Source organism: Bradyrhizobium sp. STM 3566 (genome assembly GCF_045571445.1).
Taxonomy (GTDB): domain Bacteria; phylum Pseudomonadota; class Alphaproteobacteria; order Rhizobiales; family Xanthobacteraceae; genus Bradyrhizobium; species Bradyrhizobium vignae.
In genome coordinates this window covers 1,797,898-1,820,247 of the sequence record NZ_CP120692.1, presented here as the reverse complement: position 1 = coordinate 1,820,247, position 22,350 = coordinate 1,797,898, and the positions used below count along the sequence as shown (strand labels likewise).

General features: G+C 65.3%; 19 protein-coding genes and 2 pseudogenes. 5 read left to right on the top strand and 16 right to left on the bottom strand.

Going from position 1 to position 22,350, the window contains the following annotated elements; all coding sequences use genetic code 11:
* Position 1: 1 nt before the first annotated feature.
* Complete coding sequence (locus P6U27_RS08710) at positions 2–1,735, top strand: FAD-dependent oxidoreductase (RefSeq protein ID WP_407193860.1); 1,734 nt, start codon at positions 2–4, stop codon at positions 1,733–1,735.
* Between the two features lie 20 nt (positions 1,736–1,755).
* Positions 1,756–2,550, top strand: coding sequence for an IclR family transcriptional regulator (locus P6U27_RS08705; protein WP_407193859.1), 795 nt, complete (start codon positions 1,756–1,758; stop codon positions 2,548–2,550).
* Between the two features lie 13 nt (positions 2,551–2,563).
* Here P6U27_RS08705 and P6U27_RS08700 read toward each other — a convergent pair.
* From P6U27_RS08700 to P6U27_RS08685, 4 genes and pseudogenes are all read right to left on the bottom strand, one after another.
* Positions 2,564–3,161 (bottom strand): annotated as a pseudogene (locus P6U27_RS08700) (SDR family NAD(P)-dependent oxidoreductase); the annotation flags it as partial.
* A 38-nt stretch (positions 3,162–3,199) separates the two neighbouring features.
* Positions 3,200–3,343 (bottom strand): annotated as a pseudogene (locus P6U27_RS08695) (aspartate/glutamate racemase family protein); the annotation flags it as partial.
* Between the two features lie 10 nt (positions 3,344–3,353).
* Positions 3,354–4,619, bottom strand: coding sequence for an NAD(P)/FAD-dependent oxidoreductase (locus P6U27_RS08690; RefSeq protein WP_407193858.1), 1,266 nt, complete (start codon positions 4,617–4,619; stop codon positions 3,354–3,356).
* A 4-nt stretch (positions 4,620–4,623) separates the two neighbouring features.
* Positions 4,624–6,285, bottom strand: coding sequence for a thiamine pyrophosphate-binding protein (locus tag P6U27_RS08685; RefSeq protein ID WP_407193857.1), 1,662 nt, complete (start codon positions 6,283–6,285; stop codon positions 4,624–4,626).
* A gap of 214 nt (positions 6,286–6,499) precedes the next feature.
* Here P6U27_RS08685 and P6U27_RS08680 point away from each other — a divergent pair, with 214 nt between their 5' ends.
* Entirely contained in the window at positions 6,500–7,189 is a 690-nt protein-coding gene (locus tag P6U27_RS08680) for an aspartate/glutamate racemase family protein (RefSeq protein WP_407194424.1), read from the top strand.
* Between the two features lie 16 nt (positions 7,190–7,205).
* Here P6U27_RS08680 and P6U27_RS08675 read toward each other — a convergent pair whose 3' ends face one another.
* The 6 genes from P6U27_RS08675 to P6U27_RS08650 all read right to left on the bottom strand — a co-directional run bounded on the left by P6U27_RS08675 (position 7,206) and on the right by P6U27_RS08650 (position 13,092).
* On the bottom strand, positions 7,206–7,991 hold the full coding sequence (locus tag P6U27_RS08675; protein WP_129144048.1) for an ABC transporter permease: 786 nt from the start codon (positions 7,989–7,991) through the stop codon (positions 7,206–7,208).
* Positions 7,988–8,800, bottom strand: coding sequence for an ABC transporter permease (locus tag P6U27_RS08670; RefSeq protein WP_162500555.1), 813 nt, complete (start codon positions 8,798–8,800; stop codon positions 7,988–7,990). The genes P6U27_RS08675 and P6U27_RS08670 overlap by 4 nt, the downstream gene beginning before the upstream one ends.
* A gap of 68 nt (positions 8,801–8,868) precedes the next feature.
* The gene (locus P6U27_RS08665; protein WP_129144047.1) at positions 8,869–9,915 is read right to left on the bottom strand and encodes an ABC transporter substrate-binding protein; all 1,047 of its coding nucleotides are present in this window, start codon (positions 9,913–9,915) and stop codon (positions 8,869–8,871) included.
* Positions 9,916–9,937: 22 nt separating this feature from the next.
* Positions 9,938–11,245 carry an NAD(P)/FAD-dependent oxidoreductase gene (locus P6U27_RS08660; protein ID WP_407193856.1) on the bottom strand — a complete coding sequence of 436 codons (1,308 nt, stop codon included), beginning with the start codon at positions 11,243–11,245 and terminating at the stop codon, positions 9,938–9,940.
* Positions 11,246–11,259: 14 nt separating this feature from the next.
* The gene (locus tag P6U27_RS08655; protein WP_129144045.1) at positions 11,260–11,976 is read right to left on the bottom strand and encodes an HAD family hydrolase; all 717 of its coding nucleotides are present in this window, start codon (positions 11,974–11,976) and stop codon (positions 11,260–11,262) included.
* Between the two features lie 36 nt (positions 11,977–12,012).
* Positions 12,013–13,092, bottom strand: coding sequence for an ABC transporter ATP-binding protein (locus P6U27_RS08650; protein ID WP_162500154.1), 1,080 nt, complete (start codon positions 13,090–13,092; stop codon positions 12,013–12,015).
* Between the two features lie 211 nt (positions 13,093–13,303).
* Here P6U27_RS08650 and P6U27_RS08645 point away from each other — a divergent pair, with 211 nt between their 5' ends.
* Entirely contained in the window at positions 13,304–14,242 is a 939-nt protein-coding gene (locus tag P6U27_RS08645; protein WP_129144044.1) for a LysR family transcriptional regulator, read from the top strand.
* 131 nt (positions 14,243–14,373) lie between these two features.
* On the top strand, positions 14,374–15,540 hold the full coding sequence (locus tag P6U27_RS08640) for an IS110 family transposase (protein ID WP_407119947.1): 1,167 nt from the start codon (positions 14,374–14,376) through the stop codon (positions 15,538–15,540).
* A 570-nt stretch (positions 15,541–16,110) separates the two neighbouring features.
* On the opposite strand, the gene uxuA is transcribed toward P6U27_RS08640, so the two are convergent.
* The 6 genes from uxuA to P6U27_RS08610 all read right to left on the bottom strand — a co-directional run bounded on the left by uxuA (position 16,111) and on the right by P6U27_RS08610 (position 22,326).
* The gene (gene uxuA / locus P6U27_RS08635; protein ID WP_122401804.1) at positions 16,111–17,301 is read right to left on the bottom strand and encodes a mannonate dehydratase; all 1,191 of its coding nucleotides are present in this window, start codon (positions 17,299–17,301) and stop codon (positions 16,111–16,113) included.
* A gap of 14 nt (positions 17,302–17,315) precedes the next feature.
* The gene (locus P6U27_RS08630) at positions 17,316–18,365 is read right to left on the bottom strand and encodes an L-idonate 5-dehydrogenase (protein WP_129144042.1); all 1,050 of its coding nucleotides are present in this window, start codon (positions 18,363–18,365) and stop codon (positions 17,316–17,318) included.
* Complete coding sequence (locus tag P6U27_RS08625; RefSeq protein ID WP_122401802.1) at positions 18,362–19,768, bottom strand: TRAP transporter large permease; 1,407 nt, start codon at positions 19,766–19,768, stop codon at positions 18,362–18,364. Before P6U27_RS08625 ends, P6U27_RS08630 begins: the two co-directional genes overlap by 4 nt.
* A gap of 4 nt (positions 19,769–19,772) precedes the next feature.
* On the bottom strand, positions 19,773–20,351 hold the full coding sequence (locus P6U27_RS08620) for a TRAP transporter small permease (RefSeq protein WP_122401801.1): 579 nt from the start codon (positions 20,349–20,351) through the stop codon (positions 19,773–19,775).
* A gap of 110 nt (positions 20,352–20,461) precedes the next feature.
* A complete protein-coding gene (locus P6U27_RS08615) occupies positions 20,462–21,427 on the bottom strand; it encodes a sialic acid TRAP transporter substrate-binding protein SiaP (protein ID WP_376707294.1) in 966 nt (321 codons plus the stop codon).
* 83 nt (positions 21,428–21,510) lie between these two features.
* A complete protein-coding gene (locus tag P6U27_RS08610) occupies positions 21,511–22,326 on the bottom strand; it encodes a FadR/GntR family transcriptional regulator (RefSeq protein WP_122406486.1) in 816 nt (271 codons plus the stop codon).
* Positions 22,327–22,350 lie beyond the last annotated feature (24 nt).

Genomic DNA, 22,350 nt, shown 5'->3' with positions numbered 1-22,350 from the left:
GATGACCGGCAACGAGCATAGCGCCATTGAGACTTACGAGTGCGACGTGCTCGTGGCCGGATCGGGTTGCTCCGGCATGTCGGCCGCGATCACCGCGCGCTATCGTGGGCTCGATGTGCTGATCGTCGAGAAGGAGCCGCGCTTCGGCGGCACCACCGCGCGTTCCGGTGGCTGGCTCTGGATTCCCGGCACCTCGCTGGCGAAGGCCTATGGCATCGAGGAGACGCCGGAGCAGGCCCGCACATACTTACGCCACGAGGCCGGCAACAATTACGATGCGGCACGCGTCGATGCATTTTTATCGGCCGGCCCCGAGGCGGTCGAGTTCTTCACCACCAAGACGGCGCTGCGTTTCGATATGCCGCTGGTGTTTCCCGATTATCACGCCGAAGCGCCCGGCGGCGCGCAGGGCGGCCGCTCCATGGTGACGCGTCCATTCGACGGCCGCGAGCTCGGCGACCTCATCAAGACCCTCGGCACGCCGCTGCCCGAGCTCACCGTGTTCGGCATGATGCTGGGCTCCGGCAAGGAGATCATCCACTTCATGCGCGTGACGAAGTCGCTGACCTCGGCCGTTTATGTCGCCAAGCGGCTGTCGCGGCATTTCATGGACGTGCTGCGCCACGGCCGCGGCATGACGCTGACCAATGGCAATGCGCTCGCAGGCCGCCTCGCGAAATCCGCGCTCGATCTGAAGATTCCGGTGTGGCTGTCCTCACCGGTGCGCGAGCTGACGGTCGAGAACGGCGCCGTGACTGGCGCGATCGTTTCGCGCGAGGGACGCGAGGTGCGCGTTCGTGCAAGGCAAGGCGTCGTGCTCGCCTGCGGCGGTTTCCCGCACGACGTGGCACGCCGCAGAAAAATGTTTCCGCACGCGCCGACCGGCAATGAGCACTATTCGCCCGGGCCCGCGGGCAATACCGGCGATGGCCTGCGCCTTGCGGAAAGCGCCGGTGGGCGCATCGAGGATCGCCTGCCGAACGCGGCAGCCTGGGTGCCGGTCTCGCTGACTACGCGCAAGGATGGCTCGAAGGGCGTGATGCCGCATTTCATCGACCGCGCCAAGCCCGGCGTGATCGCGGTGATGCGCGACGGCAAGCGTTTTGCCAATGAAGGCAATTCCTATCACGACTTCGTCCAGGCCATGGTCAAGGCGGCCAAACCCGGCGAGGAGATCGCCGCCTTCCTGGTCTGCGATCACAAGACGCTGCGGAAGTATGGCCTCGGCTGCGTGCCGCCTTTCCCGATGCCGCTGGGTCATCATTTGAATACCGGCTACCTCATGCGCGCCGATACGCTGGAGGCGCTCGCGGCGAAAGCCGGCATCGATGCGAAGGCGTTCGTCGAAACCGTCAGGCAGTTCAATACGACGGCGCCGCTGGGACACGACACCGCCTTCGGCAAGGGCTCGAAAGCCTATAACCGTTACCAGGGCGACGCGCTGCACGGGCCCAACCCTTGCGTCGCGCCGATCGAGAACGGCCCGTTCTACGCCATCAAGATGGTGATCGGCGATCTCGGCACCTATGCCGGCATCGTCACCGACGAGAACGCGCGGGCGTTGGATGCCGAAGGCCGCGTCATTCCCGGCCTCTATGCCGCCGGCAACGACATGGCAAGCATCATGGGCGGCAATTATCCCGGGGCCGGCATCACCCTTGGGCCGGCGCTGACCTTCGGCTACATTGCCGGCCGTCATCTTGCCGACAGCGCCGCCAAGCGCAACGCGGCGTGAGCGAAAACGCCGGGAGGCACATGAACAGAGAGAGCCGCGGCATCCAGTCGATCGAGGTCGGCGGAGAATTGCTTCGCGCGCTCGCAAGAAGCGGCGAGCCGATGATGCTGCGCGATCTCGCGCGCGAGGCCGGCATGACGCCGGCCAAGGCGCATCCCTATCTCGCCAGTTTTTCGCGTATCGGCCTGATCGAGCAGGACGAGACCACCGGCCGCTACGAGATCGGCGCGCTGGCGCTGGAGCTCGGCCTGATCAGCCTGCGCCGGCTCTCCGGCGTCCGCATCGCACGTCCCAAGATCGCGGGCCTCGCGAGCCAGATCGGCCACGCAGTCTCGCTCGCGGTCTGGGGCACGCACGGCCCGACCGTGGTTCAGCTCGAGGAGCCGGCCCAGCCGGTGCACATCGTGATGCGCGTCGGCTCCGTGATGGCGCTGCTGGAGACTGCGACCGGCCGCGCCTTCGCGGCGTTCCTGCCGGAGAAGACGATCAATGCCGCGCTCGAAAGCGGTCTCGACCGTCACGGCGTCGGCTACAATCCCAAGCGCGCCGTGAAAGGCGCGAAGGTTGCCGAGATGCTCGCTGAGGTCCGCACGCACGGGCTCGCCCGCGCGCTCGGCGATCCCCTGCCCGGCGTCAACGCATTCTCGGCGCCGGTGTTCGACCATTCCGGCCACGTCGCGCTGGTCATCACCGCGATGGGGCCGGAAGGAACGTTCGACGCGCGCTGGGACAGCCCGATCGCAAATGCGCTGCGCGATTGCGCCGGCGGCATCTCGAGGCGGCTCGGCCACGGCATGACGGTCGCGGCGGAGTGAGAGGCAGTGAGCCCTACTTCTCCTTCACAGGCACCGTGTAGTTCAAAACCAGCCGGCCGCCATCCGGATAGATCGTCTGTCCGGTGATGTAGGACGCATCGTCGCTGGCAAGGAACGCCACCGCGGAAGCCACCTCGCTCGGCTCGCCGCCACGGGCCCGCCGGCGTACGCGACATCACGGTCTTGCGGGCCTCCTCGGAAGTGTAGATGGACGACGCCACCATGTCGGTCAGGATCGTGCCCGGCCCGACCGCGATGACGCGGATGTTGTGCGGGGCCAGTGCGACGGCCGCGACGGAGGTGAGCTGCTTCATGGCGCCCTTGGAGATGGCATAGGTCGCAAGCGTCGGGTTCGCCAGCAGCGCATTCACCGAGGACATGTTGATGATGACCCCGCCGCCACCTTGCGCAATCATCTGCTTCGCCGCGGCCTGCACGCCGAAGAACGCGCCTTTCAAATTGATGCCGATGATCTCGTCGAAATCCTGCTCGGTGATATCGAGAATGTCCTGATTGCGGGCGACGCCGGCGTTGTTGACCATGATGTCGAGCCGGCCGAACTCCCGGACCGCGGTGGCGACCGCGCGATCGACGTCCGCGCGCCGCGCGACGTGGCACGGCAGGGCATACGGCTCCTCGGGCTTGCCCAGGGAAACGGCCAGGTCGTGCCGTTGCCCATGTCACCGGGAATGCGGGGAAAGCGTGCTTCCAGCATCAGGATTCCGAGCGGCGCGCCGTACACGGCCTTGCCGCCGCGGGCGATGCGGGCGGACGAATTGACTGAACTGGTCATGCTGCGGACCTCAGAGGAAACGTCCGGGTGCGAAGGGGCCGAGCGGAATCTCCGGCGTCTTGCCGCTGACAAGCTGGGCGACGAGCCGGCCGGTGCGGGCCGAGCCGACCAGGCCGACATGCCCGTGGCCGAAAGCATAGACGATGTCGCGGGAGGCGCGCGCATAGCCGATGCAGGGACGTCCGTCCGGCATGCTGGGGCGATGGCCGAACCAGGTCTTGATGCGCGAAGCTGGGATGTCCTTCGGCAACTTGGGGAACATCCCGAGAAGGTGGTTGCGCAAGATCTCGGCCCGCTTCCAGTTCGGTGCGGCCTCGAGGCCGGCGATCTCGACCGTGCCAGCGGCGCGCAGGCCCTTGTTGGTCCAGTTCACCACCATCTTGGCGTCGGATGCCATCATCGAGCTGCGCGGACCTACTTCCGGATTCTCAATCATGACGTGATAGCCGCGCTCAGTCTCGAGCGGGAGGGAATCGCCGACCGACGCGGTGAGCTGCCTCGAGCGGGCACCAGCCGCGACCACCGCGGCATCGCAAGGAATCTCGCCGGTCTCGGTGAGAACAGCCACGAGCTTGTTGCCGTTTAGCTTCAGCCCGGTCGCCTTGGCCCGCACGTGCTTCGCGCCACCGGCGATCGCATGGTTGGCGAGGGCGGCGACATAAGCCCCGGGATCGCGGCAGCGGCCGGCCTCCTCCACCACCACGCCAAAGGTGTAGCGCGGATGCAGGTCCGGCTCGCGCTGGCGCATCTCGTCGGCATTGAGCTCCAGCCATTCGACTCCGACCTTCTTGCGCAGGCGCCAGCCGAGATCCTTGTCGAAATTGCCGCGCGAGGTGAACACGTGCATCACGCCGTTGCGCTCGATCAGCTCGGGGACACCGGCTTCCTCGGCGAGCTTCTTGTGCAGCAGCGGTGCGTCCTTCAGGAGGTCGCGCAGCGCGAACGCCGTGGTCTCGACCCGCGCCGCGGTCCAGCCCGAGAGCAGATATTTGATCAGCCAGGGCAGCGCCTTCGGCAGGTAAGACCAGCGGATCGCGAGCGGACCGAGCGGGTCCAAGAGATAACCCGGCACCTTCTTCCAGACGCCCGGCTCGGCCGGCGGAATCACCGAGTGCGACGACAGCCAGCCGGCATTGCCGTAGCTCGCCGCCTGCTCGCCGCCGGGCTCGCCCGGATCGATCAGCGTGACGCGATGGCCCTCGCGCAGCGCCTCGATCGCGCTGATCACGCCGACGGCGCCGGCTCCGATGATGGCGACGTGGCGGCCTTCAGGCATCGCCCTAGGCCTTGACCGCCGGCGTGAAATCCTTGCCGACCGAGATCGCGCGCGGATCGATGATGCAGTGGAGGATCGACGGCTTGCCCGAAGCCAGCGCGCGCTCGAACGCCGGTGCGAACTCTTCGGTGCGCTCGACGCGCTCGCCATGGCCGCCGAACGCCTTGGCGTACATCGCAAAGTCGGGGTTCTTGAGCTGGGTGCCGACGACGCGGCCGGGATAGTCGCGCTCCTGGTGCATACGAATGGTGCCGTATTGCGAATTGTCGACGATGATGACGATCAGCGGCGCGTCGTATTGCACGGCGGTGGCGAATTCCTGACCGTTCATCAGGAAGCAGCCGTCGCCGGCAAAGGCGACGACGACGCGATCCGGATATTGCCGCTTGGCGAGCACGCCCGCGGGCACGCCGTAACCCATCGAGCCCGAGGTCGGCGCGAGCTGGGCGGCAAAGCTATGGAAACGGTGATGGCGATGGATCCAGCCGGCGTAGTTGCCGGCGCCGTTGCAAACGATCGCATCCTTCGGCAGGCGGTCGCGCAGCCAGGTCATCACCTGGCCGTACTGGAACTTGCCGGGCAGCTCGCGCGCCTTCTCGGTCCAGGCGAGATAATCGGTATGCGCCTTGGCTGCCTCGCCCTTCCAGGCCACGGTTCCAGCCGGCTTCAGCGTCTCGACGGCGGCGGCGAAGGCGGCGGGCGTCGCCTGGATCGCCAGCGCCGGCTGATAGACGCGGCCGAGTTCTTCCGAGCCTGGATGCACGTGGATCAGCTTTTGCCGCGGAGTGGGAATGTCGAGCAGCGTATAGGAGGAGGACGGCATCTCCGACATGCGGCCACCGATCAGCAGGATGACGTCGGCACCCTCGATGCGCGCCTTCAGGCCCGGGCTCGGTCCGATACCGAGGTCGCCGGCATAGTGCGAATGGTCGGCATCAATCAGCGAGGCCCGGCGGAACGAGGTCGCAACCGGCAGGTCGAACCGCTCCGCGAATCGCGCGATGCTCTTCGCCGCCTCATCGGTCCAGCGCGAGCCGCCGAGAATGACGAGCGGCGCCTTGGCTGCCGCGAGCATGGCGCCGAGCTTTTCGATATCGGCCGGCGCGGGCCAGCTCACCGCGGGCTCGATGCGCATGGCGTCGGCAACGGCCGCGGTCTCGGTCAGCATGTTCTCCGGCAGCGCGATCACCACGGGACCGGGGCGGCCCTGCATGGCGACGCGGAACGCGCGCGCGACCAGCTCCGGAATGCGGTCGGGGCGATCGATCTCGACCGCCCATTTCGCCATCGAGCCGAACACCGCTTTGTAGTCGAGCTCCTGGAACGCCTCGCGCTCGCGCATGCCGGTATCGACCTGGCCGACGAACAGGATCATCGGCGTCGAATCCTGCATCGCGATGTGGACACCGTGGCTGGCATTGGTCGCGCCGGGACCGCGGGTGACGAAGCAGATTCCGGGGCGCCCCGTGAGCTTGCCATAGGCCTCCGCCATCATCGCAGCGCCGCCTTCGGCGCGGCAGATCACGACGTCGATCGGGCTGTCATGCAGCGCATCGAGGGCCGCGAGATAGCTCTCGCCCGGCACGCAGGTGACGCGCTCGACGCCTTGGGCGACGAGCTGATCGATCAGGATCTGGCCCCCGGTGCGGGTGTTGCGAATGGTCATATCGGCTCCCTCGAGGCTCTGGCGATGCGCGCTTGTTCGGGGAACTGGCCTAGGACAGGCCGAGAGAGTGCGCAAGGTCGAAAGGCTTCTCGCAGCCTGCGCAGGCGTCATGCCCGTCCTTACCGTTTGCACTACAGGCCCTGCCGCGGCCATGATGGCGAGCCTCGGCATCTTCGTCTACGATCGGCCGACCCAAATCGTCTGGAGCAGCGGAATGCAAACCATCGGCCTGATCGGCGGCATGAGCTGGGAGAGCACCGCGCTTTATTACAAGCTCATCAACGAGCGCGTCCGCGACCGCATGGGCAAGCTGCATTCGGCTCCGCTGCTGATGTATTCCTACGATTTCGAGGAGATCAAGCGGATGCAGTATGGCGGCCGCTGGCAGGAGGCGGCGGCCAGTCTGGCGGAAGTCGCGCGGCGCCTCGAAAGCGTCGGCGCGCGGGCGATCGTGTTGTGCACGAACACGATGCATAAACTAGCGCCCGAGATCATGTCGAGCGTGACCGTGCCGTTCATCCACATCGGCGACGCGACGGCGCAGCGGATCCGGGCCAGGGGATATCGGCGGGTCGGGCTCCTCGGCACCAAGTTCACGATGGAGGAAGACTTCTACATCGACCGATTGCGCGCGCACGATCTCGACGTTCTGATTCCTCCCGCGGACGAGCGCGCCGAGGTGAACCGCATCATCTACGACGAGCTGTGCCTCGGCAACGTCGCTGCGCAGTCGCGCCGCCGCTACCGCGAGGTGATGGCGGCCCTCGTCGCCCGTGGCGCAGAGTGCATCATCCTCGGCTGCACCGAGATCACCATGCTGGTCGGTGCGGACGACACGTCAGTCGAGACGTTCGACACCACCGCCATTCACGCAGAGACGGCAGCCGATTTCGCAATCGGCTGATCTGATCTCGTCGATTTCATCCGCTCCGCTTCTGTCGCGCGCTCGCAAGGAGCACCAGCATGAAGGATGCGGCCGTCATCAGCGTCGAGATCGCGGCGATGGTCGGGTCGATCTCGTCCCGGAGCGCGGTGAACATGCGCTTGGTCAGCGGCTGGAACTGGCCGCCGGAGATGAACAGCGCGACGATGGTCTCGTCCATTGCCGAGATGAAGGCGAAGATGCCGCCGGCGATCACGCTCGACTTGATCTGCGGCAGCGTCACCGCGAAGAAGCTGCGCAGACGGTTCATGCCGAGACTGCGCGCCACCATCTCCTGCGCGGGGTCGAAGCTCTGCAGGCCCGCGAGCACCGAGATGACGACATAGGGCAATCCCAACATCACGTTGGCGAGCACGAGGCCGGACATGGTCGCGACCAGGCCTACCTTGGCGTAGACGAAGAAGATGCCGACCGCGGTGATGATGATCGGTACCACCAGCGGCAGCAGCAGCGCCATGTGGATGATGCGCATGATGCGCAGCTTCGACTGGCTGATGGCATAGGCAGCGGCCACGCCGAGCGGGGTCGCGATCACGACCGTCAGCAGCGCGACCGTCAGCGTCACCCGCGTCGCCTGCATCCAGGCGGAGTTGGCGAAATACTGCTGGTACCAGCGCAGCGAGAACGACGGCGGCGGGAAGGTCAGGAAGCGCGCGCTGGAGAACGAGATCGGCGCGATGATCAGGACGGGCAGGATCAGATACACCAGCACCAGCGCGCTGATCGCGTAGAGGGCAATCCGGGTGGGCGAAGTGCGCATCATTTCTGCCCCAACACACGATCGAGCGAGATGAAGCGGCTGACGGCGAAGAAGATCAGAAGCACGCTCAGGAGCAGCACCACCGCGACCGCGCTGGCAGCCCCGAACTGGTTGTAGAGCTCGACATTGCGGCTCACCAGCATCGACACCATCACGGTGCGGCCGCCGCCGAGCAACTCCGGCGTGATGTAGAAACCGAGGCAGAGCACGAACACCATGGTGCAGCCGGCGAGCACGCCCGGCAGCGACAGCGGCAGGAACACGCGGAAAAATGTCAGCGACGGGCTCGCACCCAGGCTGGCGCCGGCCTGCATGAGATCGCCGGGGATCTTCTGCATGGTGGCATAGAGCGGCAGCACCATGAACGGCAGCAGGATGTGCACGGTCGCAACCACCGTGCCGAACGTGTTGTGGACCAATGCGAGCGGCTCGGAGATGACGTCCAGATAGCGCAGGAACTGGTTGATCACGCCGGTGCGCTGCAGCAGCGCCAGCCAGGCATACGCGCGAACCAGCACGCTGGTCCAGAACGGCAGCACGACCAGCGACAGGATCAGAATGCTCCAGCCTTTCGGCACCGAGTTGGCGAGATAGGCCACGGGATAGCCGAGCAGCAGCGCGATTCCAGTGACCGCGAGGCTGATCTCGAAGGTCAGTGCAAAGCTGCGCCAATAGACGTCTTCGGTGAAGACGCGGCGATAATTCTCCAGGGTAAAGCCGTCATGATAGACCGACTGCCACGCCAGCCAGCCGACCGGCAGCACGATCAGGGCCAGGATCACCAGCAGCGCCGGCGACACCAATGCCAGCATCAGGCCGTGCTCACGGCGCTGATGCTTTTGGGAGGGATCTGGCAGGGATGTCGTCAACGCTGCCTCGCTCACTTCTGCATGAACGACGCCCACCGCTTCTCGGCCGCTTCGCCCGCGGGCGAGGACCACCAGGCGTAGGACATCAGCGCCTGCTTGGCCGCATTCGCCGGCTCGCTCGGCAGCTGCGCGGCGCGCTCGGGCTTGATCACGCCGGTCTCGAACGCCTTCGGGTTACCGGGGCCGTAGTCGATGTGGAGCGGCAGGTTGGCCTGGTGCACGGGATCGACGGCCTCGTTGAGGAATTTCACCGCCGTTTCCAGATTCGGCGCGCCCTTGAGGATGCAGAGCGAAGTGCTCTGCAGGATGCCTTGATTGTAGGTGAACGCGACCTTCGCGCCTTCCTTGGCGACCGCGCTGACGCGGCCGTTCCAGGCCATCTCCATGTCGATCTCACCATCGTTGAGAAGCTGCGCCGATTGCGCGCCCGAGGTCCACCACACGGTGATGTGCGGCTTGATTTCTTCCAGCTTCTTGAAGGCGCGGTCGACGTCGAGCGGATAGAGCTTGTCGGGCGCGACGCCATCCGCCATCAGCGCCGCCTCGAGCGTGGCGATCGGATGGTTGCGCAGCGCGCGGCGGCCGGGGAATTTCTTCACGTCCCAGAAATCGGCCCAGCTGTTCGGCGCATCTTTCGGGAACGTCTTCTGGCTGTAGGCCAGCACGCTGGAATAGAACTCGTAGGAGACCGAATATGGGCTGCGATACGCCTCGGGCATCGCCGCCGCATTGGGGATCTTCGAGAAATCCAACTTTTCGATCAGCCCCTGCTCGCCGCCGCGCAGGCAATAGCCGGTCGGCGTGTCCACGACATCCCAGATCGGCTTGCCGCTGCCGACTTGGGTCTTGATCGCGGGCCAGGCGTCGGGAATGGAATCCTGGTTGATGGTGATGCCGAGCTTCTTGGCGGAGGGGTCGAGGATCGCCACCGTCTGCGCCTGCTGATAGGCCCCGCCCTGCGAGACGAAGGTGATCTGCTCGGCGGCATCCGCCGCGGTGGTCAGTCCGATGGCGCCCAGCAGCGCGCAGCCCAATCCAATAGTCCGCTTCATGATCATCCTCGCCTCCTCCAAACAGATCTCACTGACCAATCGCGTCGAGAAACTGGTACCAGCCGGCGACCATGCGCACAGCGGGTTCGCGCAGCGGATAGAACGGAATTGCTCTCATGCGCCTGATATCGAGCAGGCCGACCTCGGGCGTCTCGCCGCGCACGAAGGCGGCGAGATAGCGGCCCATCAGGCTCGACATCGCAACCCCGGCGCCGTTGTAGCCGATCGAGACCAGCGTGCGGTCGTCGAGCCGGCCGATATGCGGCACCGAGTCAAGCGTCATCGCGACCAGGCCCGACCATTTGTATTCGAGCGGGATATCGGCGAGATCGGGGAAGATGCCGACCATCGCCTTGCGCAAGGCGTCGAACGCCGCTTGCGAATCCTGCTTGCCGAAGGCGCCGCGGCCGCCGAAGATGACGCGATTGTCGACCATGCGGAACCAGCGCATCATGCGCTTGGTCTCGGTGTAGGTTCGCCCTGTCGGCATCAGCTTGCCGGCGAGATTGCGCGGCAGCCTGTCGGTGGCGATGATGGCGCTGCGGAACGGGATCAGCGTGCGCTGCATCTGCGCGGTGGCATCGGTCAGATCCGAATAGCTGTTAGTGGCGATGATCGCCTGCTTCGCCCGCACCGCGCCTCTCGGCGTCTCGGCGACGATGCCGCCATTCTCCCGCCGGAGTTTGACCACCGGCGACTCCTGGTAGATGGGAACGCCGCGGCGCGCGACACCATCGGCAAGGCCGCGCAAATAGTTCAGCGGATGAATACCGCCCGAGCCGGGATTGAGCACGCCGCCGACAAAGATGTCCGAGCCGGTCTCGTCGCGCACGGAGCGCTTGTCGAGGATGCGGACCTCCGCATCGCCCATCTCTCGCCTCATCCAGTCGGCTTCATCGATCGCGGCCTTCAGCGTCGTCTCGTTATGTGTCGCCTTGACCTGGCCGGTGCGCGTCAGCTGAGCGCTGATGATGCCGAACTCGGAGACGAGCTCTTCGACCATGTCGGTCGATTCATGCGCGATCTCGTACATGCGCCGCGCCATGGCGCGGCCGTGCACCGCATCGATCTCGCGGAACGAGAGGCGGAATTTTGCCGTGATCACACCGCCATTGCGGCCGCTCGCGCCCCAGCCGGGGCGGTTGGCCTCCAACACGACCGGGGCAAGCCCGCTTCTGGCGATGTGGTGCGCGGCGGAGAGGCCGGTGTAGCCCGCGCCGATGATCACCACGTCCGCCTGTTGCTCGCCCGACAGGACCTGGAACTCGCGCGCCGGCTCGGCCGTCGCTTCCCACAGCGAGTTGGCCGATGGCAGCGCGCTCCAGTCCCGTGTCATGCCGCCGCTCCTCGTTACGCCGCCGGACCGATCGCGGCGTCGGCGAGCGCCTTCAGCGTCGGATAATGGAAGTCCGGTTTGGTCAGCTTCTCCACCGCCGGCGTGCCGCCGAAGCCGGCGATGCCCTGGCGGCGCTCGATCCAGCACACCTTGTAGCCGAGCTTCCGAGCGATCCCGATGTCGTGGTACTGGCTCTGCGCGACGTGCAGGATGTCCGACTGCTTGTAGCCGAAGGCGGACTGGCGACCCTTGTTGTAGGCGAAGAATTCCGGGTTCGGCTTGGCTACGCCGGTGTCGTCGGCGCAGACCGTGTCGTCGAAGGGATTGCCGAGCGCATGCGCGTAGCAGGAGAGCGCAACCCGGTCGGCATTGGTCATCGCCACCAGCCGGAATTTGGTACGCAGGCGCCTGAGTGCCTCGACCGAGTCCGGGAACGGCCCCCAGCGCAACACGGCGAGCTGGAACATTTCGCAGGACGCATCGTCGGCCGGCAGCCCGAGCTCCTTGGCCAGATAGCGGTAGACGTGGAACATCACCTCGCTCGAGCGCTCGTAATGCTTGTCACGACCGCGCTTGTAGGATTCGAAGATCTGGTCGTCGCTGAGCTCGGCCGGCGTTTTGCCCGAAATCCTGCGCACCGCGGACAGCACGCCGGTCTCGAAGTCGATCAAGGTGCCGACGACGTCGAAGGTGAGAACCTTGAAATTGCTGAACGCGGCTTGGGTCGACATGTTCGTTTCTTCTCTCGGGTTGGATGAGGCTTGAGTTCAGTCCACCTTGGGGACGACGATGGTGTCCTCGGGGTGAAGGGTCACGGTGAGGCTGCCGCCGAGCGGCGGGATGCGGCTGTAGGCCTGGTGATAGCTCGGCTGGCGCAGGCTGAGCGCGATGCCGCCTTCGAGCGCCAGGAAAATGCGCAGGCTCTCGCCCTGATAGACGATGTCGGTGACCGTGCCCGTCAACCGATTGCAGGCGGCATCCTGCGCGCCATCGTCGATCAGAAGCTTTTCGCTGTGCACGGCGAGCATCAGGGCGTCGCCATCGGGAATGGCGCGGGCGCTGCGCAGCAGCGCATTGCCGAGCGCAACGCTGCTGGGATCGGCGCGGCGGACCGGCAGCAGCGTGGCTTCGCCGATGAAACTCGCAACGAAGGAATTTGCGGGATGGTCGTGCAGCCGCTCGGGCTGGTCGATCTGGATCAGCCGGCCGTCCTTCATCACCGCGACGCGGTCGCTCATGGTCAGCGCCTCACGCTGGTCATGGGTGACATAGATGATGGTGGCGCCGATACGCTTGTGCAGCGCGCGCAGCTCGATTTGCATGGATTCGCGGAGCTGCTTGTCGAGCGCGGAGAGCGGCTCGTCCATCAGGATCAGGCGCGGCTCGAAGATCATGGCGCGGGCCAGCGCCACGCGCTGGCGCTGGCCGCCGGAGAGCTGCGCGATGCCGCGCGCCTCATAGCCGGCGAGGCCGACCATGGCGAGCGCCGCTCGCACTTTGTCAGGCCAGTTCGCTTTGGGCAGGCGCCGGGCGCGCAGGGGAAACGCGACGTTCTCGCCGACGCTCATATGCGGGAACAGCGCGTAGTTCTGGAACACCACGCCGATGTCGCGCTTGTGTGGCGCCACGTATGTGACGTCGCGGCCGCCAAACAGGATCGTGCCCGACGAGGGCAGGATGAAGCCGCCCAAAATGCCGAGCAGCGTGGTCTTGCCGGAGCCGGAGGGGCCGAGCAGAGAGACGAATTCACCGGCGCCGACATCAAGGGAGACGTCATCGAGAGCGCGAACGGCGCCATAGGCCTTGCTGGCGGACCTGATCTCGACGCTTTCCGCTCGTTTGTCCAACGATCGACCTCGCCATGTCCCGTGCTGGCGTGCCTCACTGCGCGCCATAAGCCTGCTTTATAGACAAGGATTTCGGGCACTCACGGACGAAGCGTGCAGCGCACCAAATCTTCTCCCGCAAGCCCCTGTCTGTAGGCTGTCATGCCAATGACACCAGACTTGGCAAAATCCGGCAATTGCCAAATTCTCACCGGCCTCATAACATGGCGTTATGCCCGAGCTGCGCCGCATGCTGCCGTCCAGCAACGCCCTGTTCGTCTTCGACGCAGCGGCGCGCAATGGCAGCTTCACGGCTGCGGCCGCCGAATTGAACGTCACGCAGCCGGCGGTGAGCCGTATGCTCGGCCAGTTCGAGGAGCATCTCGGCGTCCGCCTGTTCGACCGCAGAGGGGGACGCGCGGTGCTCACCGAGGAAGGCGAGCGGCTCTATCGCCGCGTGCTCGAAGGGTTTCGCAGCATCGAGAGCGGGCTCCTCGATATCGAGCAGCGCCGCAAGGGTACCGAGACCGTGACGCTGTCGGTCTCCTCCGCCTTCACCACGCATTGGCTGATGCCGCGCATCGACAAGCTCCAGAAGCAGTTTCCGCGAGTCGATCTGCGCTTCCAGCTGATCTCCGGCGCGCTGCGCGGACCGGTGGAAAATGTCGATCTCGGCATGCGCTTTCGCGACCGCGACGAGCCGTCGTCGGGCGGCACATTGGTGATGAAGGAAGTGATGCTGCCGATGTGCAGCCCCGGCTATCTCGGCGAGACCGATCCCACCGAAGGCAACACCATCATCCGCCTTGCCGAAACACCGGGCGACTGGGCCGCCGATTACGCCTCGCTCCTCACCGGGCGCCGTGGGGCGGCCAAGGCGCTGAGCTTCACCGATTATGCCGTCGTGGTGCAGGCCGCGCTGCTCGGCCAGGGCATCGCACTCGGCTGGCTGACCGTTGCCTCGCACTGGCTTCTCACCGGCGCGCTTGTGCCGGCCTCCGACACGCTCACCACCACGCGCCGCGTATGCGAATTCCTGCCGCCGCGCAACCGGCCGATGCGCCCCATCGCCGCCGAGATCCGCGACTGGATCATCGCGCAGATGAAAAGCGAGATCGCTGCGATCGACCGGCTCTATCCGAAGCTCGGCGCGATGGACGCCTGTTACTAAGCAGGCGGTGTTGGGGGAAGCCCCTCTCTCCACGTCATTGCGAGCGCAGCGAAGATTCCATGGGGAGTGGATAGCGACCAGGTCTGAGGCCAGACTGAGGGTTGCTGAATCCATTCAACCTGGAGACGACGATGTTGCTCGATCATCCTTCCGACGGACTGGCCGCTATCCGCACGCAGTTTGGCGCAATTTTTGTGTCATTGGAACTGAGCCGTTCGACATGGCTGGTCACTTCGCTGTCGCCCTGCAAGGGCGAGAAGATGTCCAAACGCAGCATGAAGGCCGGCGACCTTTCGGAACTGTTGAAGCTGTTTGCGGAGCTGAAGCGCAAGGCGCAGGCGCGAACGGGTGAGAGCTATCCGATCATCGCGATCCAGGAGGCGGGGCTGGACGGGTTCTGGCTTCACCGCGCCCTGCAGCAGGAAGGCATCGAGAGCCACGTAGTCGATCCGGCCTCGATTGCGACGCCGCGCCGGCGCCGGCGGGCCAAGACGGACCGGCTGGATGGCGAGACGCTGTTGCGGACGCTGCTGGCCTACAAGCGCGGCGAGGTACGGGTCTGCGCCATGGTCGTTGCGCCCTCTCCGGCAGAGGAGGACCGCCGTAGGCTGTGCCGCGAGCGAGAGACCTTGATCGCGGAGCGGATCGAGCATGTGAACCGGATCAAGGGTCTTCTGTTCGCGCAAGGGATCTTCGACTACGCGCCGCTGCGGCGAGACCGGCGGAAGCGGCTGGAGGCCTTGCGGACGGGCGACGGGCGCGCCTTGCTGGCGCATCTGAAGGCGCAGATCAGCCGCGAACTCGACCGGCTCGAACTGCTGCTCGACCAGATCACGGCGGTGGAGCGCGAGCAGGATGCGTTGCTGGCCGCGAGCAAGGCGGCGGGGGAGAAGACCGTATCGAACCCGGTGGCAATGCTGCTCGAACTGAAGAGCCTGGGCCCGAACTTCACGGCCGTTCTCTGGTCGGAGGCCTTTTACCGGCAGTTCGCCAACCGCCGCCAGATTGCATCCTATGCCGGCCTTGCAGCCACGCCATGGCGCAGTGGCGGCATCGAGCGCGAGCAAGGCGTGTCGAAGGCTGGCAATCCGCGCCTGAGAACCACGATGATCCAGCTCGCCTGGCTCTGGGTACGCCACCAGCCTCAATCGGCTTTGACCCAGTGGTTCAAGGTGCACAGCCAACGCGGCCGCAAGCGCGCGATCGTGGCGCTCGCGCGCAAGCTGCTCGTGGCCCTCTGGAAGTACGTGACCGCGGGCGTGGTGATCGAGGGAGCCGAGATAAAGGCCGCCGCCTGACACCACGCTCCTCAGCCTCAAAGCCAATCCGCCGAGATTGATCAGCCTCGGCCGATCCGGGTGGACGAACCGATGGATTGCATGGCTTCAAACGCCGTAACGAAGAATGGTCTCGTCCTCTCGAGCCTGCCCGCCGCAAGCGGAATGTTGGTGCAGCCGCCGCCGCGCGGCGACCGAATGTGAGTTTGATCTGGCAAGCAAACCAGATTGCAACAACCGGCTCGACCCTTGGATCGCCTGACGAAAAGGAGTTATCCGCCCGCTGCCCCGACTGCCAAAGCCTGATGGCGTGCTCGCTCGAGTCAAGGCCAAGTCGCTTCGCGACGGCCCTACGGGCCGACCTTGACTCGATCTGCGCGCGCCATCCTACGTGCTCCACGGTCGGGACGAAGAGCTGGCCTGCAATCGAACAAAGAGCTGAACAAACCGCCTTGACACACCAAATCCCCATGTGAGCAATCCAGGGTCCCTCCGCGGAAAGATTCTGGATTGCTTCGCGGAGCCTGTCATCGGGCCGCGCTTCGCGCGGACCCGTTGGCTCGCAATGACGATGTGGATAGAGCTTTGGCTCTACCGATGCTCGATTGCCCTGATTGCACCGCGCAACTCCGCGAGGCCGCGCAGGCGGCCGATGGCGGTGTAGCCGGGATTGGTGCGCTTGGTGGCGGCGAGATCGTCGAGCATGCGGTGGCCATGATCGGGCCTGAACACAATTTTCGTGTCGGGCGAACGCCGCGCGTTCTCCTTGAGCAGCGCCTTGAGCACCGCGACCATGTCGACGTCACCGTCGAGATGATCGGACTCGTAGAACGACAGGCCATCAGCTTCGCGCTTGGTGGCGCGCAGATGGGCGAACGCAATGCGAGGGCCGAACCGCTCCGCCATCTCAGGCAGGTTGTTCTCCGCACGCACGCCGAGCGAGCCCGTGCACAGGCAGATGCCGTTCGCCTTCGACGGCACGGCGTCGAACAGCGCCTGGTAGTCCTCAGCGCTGGAGGCAACGCGCGGCAGGCCGAACAACGGCCGCGGCGGATCGTCCGGATGCAGCGTCAGGGAGACGCCGAGCTGCTCGGCGACCGGTGCGACGCGCGCGAGGAACTCGACGAGATGCTGCCGCAGTATCTCAGGCGTGATGTCGCGATAGGCCTCCAGGCGGTCGCGGAATTGCGGGATCGTCATCGGCTCGGTGGTCGAGCCGGGCAGCGCGCTGGCGATGACCATGATGAGGTAGTCGATATCGGCCTGGCTCATCTTCTCGAACAGTGCCTTCGCGCGCGCCTGCTGCTCGAGCGAATAGTCCTGCGCGGCGGCCGGGCGCTTCAGGATGTGCAGCTCGAACGCTGCAAAGCGGTCCTGGTCGAAGCGCATGGCGCGGGCGCCGTTCGGCAGCTCCCATTCGAGATCGGTGCGGCACCAGTCGACTACTGGCATGAAATTGTAGCAGATGATCCTGATGCCGGAGGCCGCGACCGCCTCCAGGCTCGCGATCCACGCCTCGATCGACTTGGTCGCCTTGCCGCCGAGCCGCTTGACGTCGTCGGGGATCGGAATCGATTCCACCACCGACCAGGTCAGCTGCGAGCGGCCGGGTTGGCCGTTCTCGATGAAATTCTTCCGCTCCTCGACCGCCTTGCGCGTCCAGGCCTCCCCAATCGGCACCTGATGCAGTGCCGAGACGATATGGCTCGCCCCGGCCTGCCTGACGTCGTCGAGCGAGACCGGGTCATCCGGCCCGTACCAGCGCCAACCCTCCAGCATCATACCCACTCTCCCAATCAGTTCGCGGTCAGCACGACCTTGACGCTCTGCGAGCGATCGAGCGCGAGCCTGAGCGCGTCGGGTGCGGTCGAGAGCGGCCGCTCGGCGGTGACCAGCGACAGCACGTCGACGCTGCCGGCGGCAATCAGTTCCACCGCGGTCATGAACTCGAAGCCGAACCGGAACGAACCGCGCAGGTCGATCTCCTTCGCCATCACCGCATTCGACGGCGTCGGAATCTGGCCGCCGGGCAAATTGCCGATCTGCACCACGACGCCGCCGCGCCTGACGATACCGATCGCGCTCGCAAGGCCTGCAGCCGTGCCGGAGACTTCGAAAGCGACGTCATAGGGACGCGACGCGGCTTGTGCTTTCAAGCCTTCCTCGCCTGCAGAGACGTTCTCGACGTGCGAGGCGCCGAGCTTGGTCGCGAACGCCAGTGGTGCCGGCGCGATGTCGGCCACCGTGATGTCGGCCATGCCGGCACGCTGTGCGGCGAGCATGGTCAGAAGCCCGATCGGGCCGGCGCCGAAGATGATGCCTCGCTTGCCCTCGATCTTGCCGGCACGCGCGACCGCGTGCAGGCAGACCGCGAGCGGCTCGGCCAGCGCGGCGGCCTGGTAGGATACGTGATCGGGGATCTTCACACACTGTGCGGGGATCGCATCGAAATAGTTGGCGAAGCCGCCCTGCATGTGCGGCGTCTTCGAGGCCGAGCCCATGAAGTAGATGTTCTCGCAGAGGTTCGGCCGGCCTTCACGGCAGGCGACGCAATGCCCGCACCAGCGCGACGGGTTCACGGCGACGCGGTCGCCAACCTTCAGGTTCGCAGCAGTGCCGGATATCTCCACGACCTCGCCGGAGATCTCGTGGCCGAGCACCAGCGGCGACCTCACCACGAAATCGCCGGTCCGGGCATGGCGGAAGTAGTGCATGTCCGAGCCGCAGATGCCGCCGGCGCCAAAGCGGATGCGCACCATGCCGTCGGCGAGCTTGTCGAGCGGATGCTCGATCATGCGCAGGTCTTCGGGGCCGAACAGCGTTGCGGCGAGAGCGGTCGAGGTCATTTGGAGAGTCCCATGTATTTAGGCAGCCAGAGGGTCAGGTCGGGAATGTAGGTGATCGCGATCAGCGCCAGCATCAGCGGCACCAGCCATGGCAGGATCGCCACCGTCGTGCGCTCGACCGAGAGCTTTGCCACGCGGGCGAGCACGAACAGCACCATGCCGAGCGGCGGATGCAACAGGCCGATCATCAGGTTCAGCGTCATGATCAGGCCGAAATGAATGGGGTCGATGCCGAGCTTGAGCACGATCGGCAGCAGGATCGGCACCAAAATGGTGATCGCCGCCGTGGTGTCGATGAAGCAGCCGACGAACAGGATCAGCACGTTGGCGAGTGCCAAAAACACCCATTTGTTGTGGGTGATGTTGAGCATCCAGTCCGACAGCATCTGCGCCGCCTGCGACACCGTCAGCAGCCAGGCGAAGATCGAGGCTGCGGTCACGATGAACAGCACCGAGGCCGTGGTCTCGATGGTGTCGAAGGTCGCCTTGGCGACCGTCCGGAACGTCATGGTCCGGTAGCGCACGAGGCCGAGGAACAGCGACCAGATCACCGCGGCGACGGCGGCTTCGGTCGGCGTGAACCAGCCGAGCGTCATGCCGCCGATCAGGATCACCGGCGCCATCAGCGCCATCACTGCCGAGAAATCGAAGTACCAGTCGATCACGAGCAGCGTGCCGAGGCCGATCACGACCGCCATGTTGACCGAGAGGCCGGCGAGTACCATCAGCCAGATCGCCATCGGGAACGACAGCACGATGACGATCTCGAGACCGGCCGAGCCGAGTTGCGGCCAGGAGAACGGCGTGTCGCTACCCCATTTGTTCTTGTGCGCGAAGTAGGTGACGGTGGCCATCATGAACAGGGTCAGGACAACGCCGGGAATGACGCCGCCCAAAAACAGCGCGCCGATCGAGACGTTCGCCATCATGCCGTAGATCACGAAGGGCAGCGACGGCGGGATGATCGGCCCGAGCGTCGCGGAGGCTGCGGTGACGCCGACCGAGAATTCGGTGGAGTAGCCGTGGTCCTTCATCGCTTTGATCTCGATGGTGCCGAGACCCGCGGCATCCGCGATCGCGGTGCCGGACATGCCGGAGAAGATCACCGAGCCGATGATGTTGACGTGGCCGAGCCCGCCGCGCATCCACCCCACAAGCGCGACGGCGAATTTGTAGATGCGCCCGGTCACGCCGGCGATGTTCATGAGATTGCCGGCCAGGATGAAGAACGGCACCGCGAGCAGCGGAAAGCTCTCGACACCGGCGATCATGCGCTGCGCCAGCGTGACGTCGGGCGTCACGCCGCTGACCAGGATGTAGAGCAGCGACGACGCGGCCATGGCGATCGCCACGGGAACGCCGAGCAGCATCAGGATGAGAAAGCCTCCGAGCAGCAGCAGCATGATATTATATCTCCGATCCGTCGTAGGCACCGGGACGTTCGAGGACCGAGTAGCCCTGCCGCCAGTTTTGCGCCGCCACCTGCACGGAGCGTGCGAACATCAGCACGAAGCCGAGCAGCACGGCGTAGTAGACGTAGTTCTTCGCGAAATTGATCGTGGTCATCTGCTCGTCGCCGATGATCTGGATGTAGACCCAAACCAGCTTGATGGCGTAGCCGAAGAACGCGATCCGGATCAGGTCGATCACCGTCGACAGCGCACGTCCCACGAGTCGCGGCAGATAGCGATAGACCAGGTCGACCTGGATGTGCCGCGACAGCCGCACGCACATCGAGGCGCCGATGAAGACCACCCCGATCAGGCAATAGGTCGCGATCTCCTCGGTCCAGGCATAGCTGTCGTTGAGCACGTAGCGGCTGAAGAACTGCAGGAAGACGGCAAGCGCCATCACCCAGAAGATCGCCAGCGCCACCCAGTCCTCGAAAGCGTAGATGCCGAGATCGACCTTCGGCGTCGCCTCTTCCTCGAAGGTGTGGGCGATCTCGTCCGCGGTGATCTGCCGGTGTAGTTCGGCGGTCGACATGGGGTTACCTCTCTCCAAATCGTCGTTCCGGGGCGACGCGTTAGCGCCGAACCCGGAACTTCGAGATCCCGGGTTCGTCCTACGGACCGCCCCGGATGACGACTACGTCGTCATTTCACTTCCTGGATCCGCTCCCAGTCGGCCTTGCGGTAGCCGAAGGTCTCGAACGGGACGTTCTTCAGCACGGTGTCGCGGAATTCGTTCTTGTCGACCTCGGTCACCGTCAGGCCCTTGTCCTTGAAGAAAGCGACCAGCTTGGCTTCGTTCTGCTTGATCTCACCGGTGGCCTTGGCTGCCGCCTCCTGCGCGACGTCGGTGAAGATCTTCTTGTCCTCATCGGAGAGCTTCTTCCATAGCCCGCCGGCGATCACGGTGTTGAGGTGATCGACGATGTGGCCGGTGAGCACGATGTGCTTCTGCACTTCGTAGAACTTCTTGGCCTCGATCGTGGTCAGCGGGTTCTCCTGCGCCTCGACGGTGCCGTTCTGCAGCGCGAGATAGACCTCGGCAAACGCGATCGGCGCGGTGTTGGCGCCGCAGGCGCGCGGCATCGCCAGGTAGGCCGGCACGTCGGGCACGCGCATCTTCAGGCCTTTCATGTCGGCGCAGGTCTTGATCGGCTTGTTCGACGAGGTCTGGCGCACGCCGTAATAGGTCACCGCGACGATGTGATGGCCGCTCTTGTCCTCATAGCCCTTGGCGAGCTCCTTGAAGATGTCGCTCTTGGTGTAGGCGAGCAGATGATCGGCGTCGCGGAAGGTGTAGGGATAATAGGTCACGCCGATCGGCGCAAAGCTCTTGGCCGCGAAGCTCGAGCCGGAGACGATGATGTCGACCGAGCCGAGCGACAGGCCCTGGTTGATGTCGGCCTCCTTGCCGAGCTGCGAGGCCGGATAGACCTCGATCTGGTAGCGACCGTTGGTGCGCTTATTGATCTCCTGCGCGGCCCAGACCGATGCGGTGTGGAACGGCTCCGAGGTCTCGTAGACATGGGCCCATTTCAGCTTGGTCTGCGCCATGCTGACACTAGTCGCGGCCAGCAGGGTGGCGGCGGAGATCGCCGCGGCAATCGTCATCTTCTTCAACATCGATTTTTCCTCCATCGTTCAAGTCTGCTTCTTGTTCGCCCCCAGCCGAAGCGGATGCGGGCCGCCCAATCTCATCGCCGCCGCGCACCGCCGCTCGCGGCTGGCTTCTTCTTCGGCGCATGTTTCGGTTTCGACGGTCTTGCCGCCGATCGCACCGCGCGGCCTTGCCCTGAAGTCGTCCCCGCCGCGGTCTCGGCACCGAAATTCTGCGCAAAGCGTTGCTGGGATCGCGCCAGATGCGCGCGCATGGCTTCGCGCGCGGCATCGGGATCATGCGCGGCGATCGCGTCGCGCACGGCGCGATGCTCGTCGAGCGCCGTGCGCCACGTACCCGGGCTCTCGAAATAATGCGCGAGCTTCGCGAAATATGGATTGAGACGCTGGTCGAACAGCTCGCCGACGACGCGCACCAGAACGGCATTGCCGAGACTTCCGGCGATCGCGATATGGAACGCGCGGTCGTGCACCATCGAGGCTTCGCCGGGATGTTCGACATTCTCCATCGCGACGAGGGACGCATTGATGCGGGCGAGATCGTCTTTGGTCGCGACGCGCGCGGCCTGCTCGGCGATGGCGCTTTCCAGGAATTCGCGGGCGCGCAAGAGCTCGAACGGCCCCTCGATGACGGCGGCGGGAGCAGGCGCGGCCACGGCGGCAGGCTCGATCACATAGATGCCGGACCCGACACGGATACGGAGGCGGCCCTCGACCTCGAGCGCGATCAAGGCTTCGCGCACCGTCGGCCTGGACACCTTGAGCTGCTCGGCGAGCTCGCGCTCGGTCGGCAAGCGGCTGCCGACCGCGTACTCGCCGCTGTCGATCAGACTTCGCAATTGATCGGCGACCTGGCGATAGAGCCGTCTCGCCTCCACAGCTTCCAGCGGCACGCTGGTCCTCCCGAAAGGGTCCGC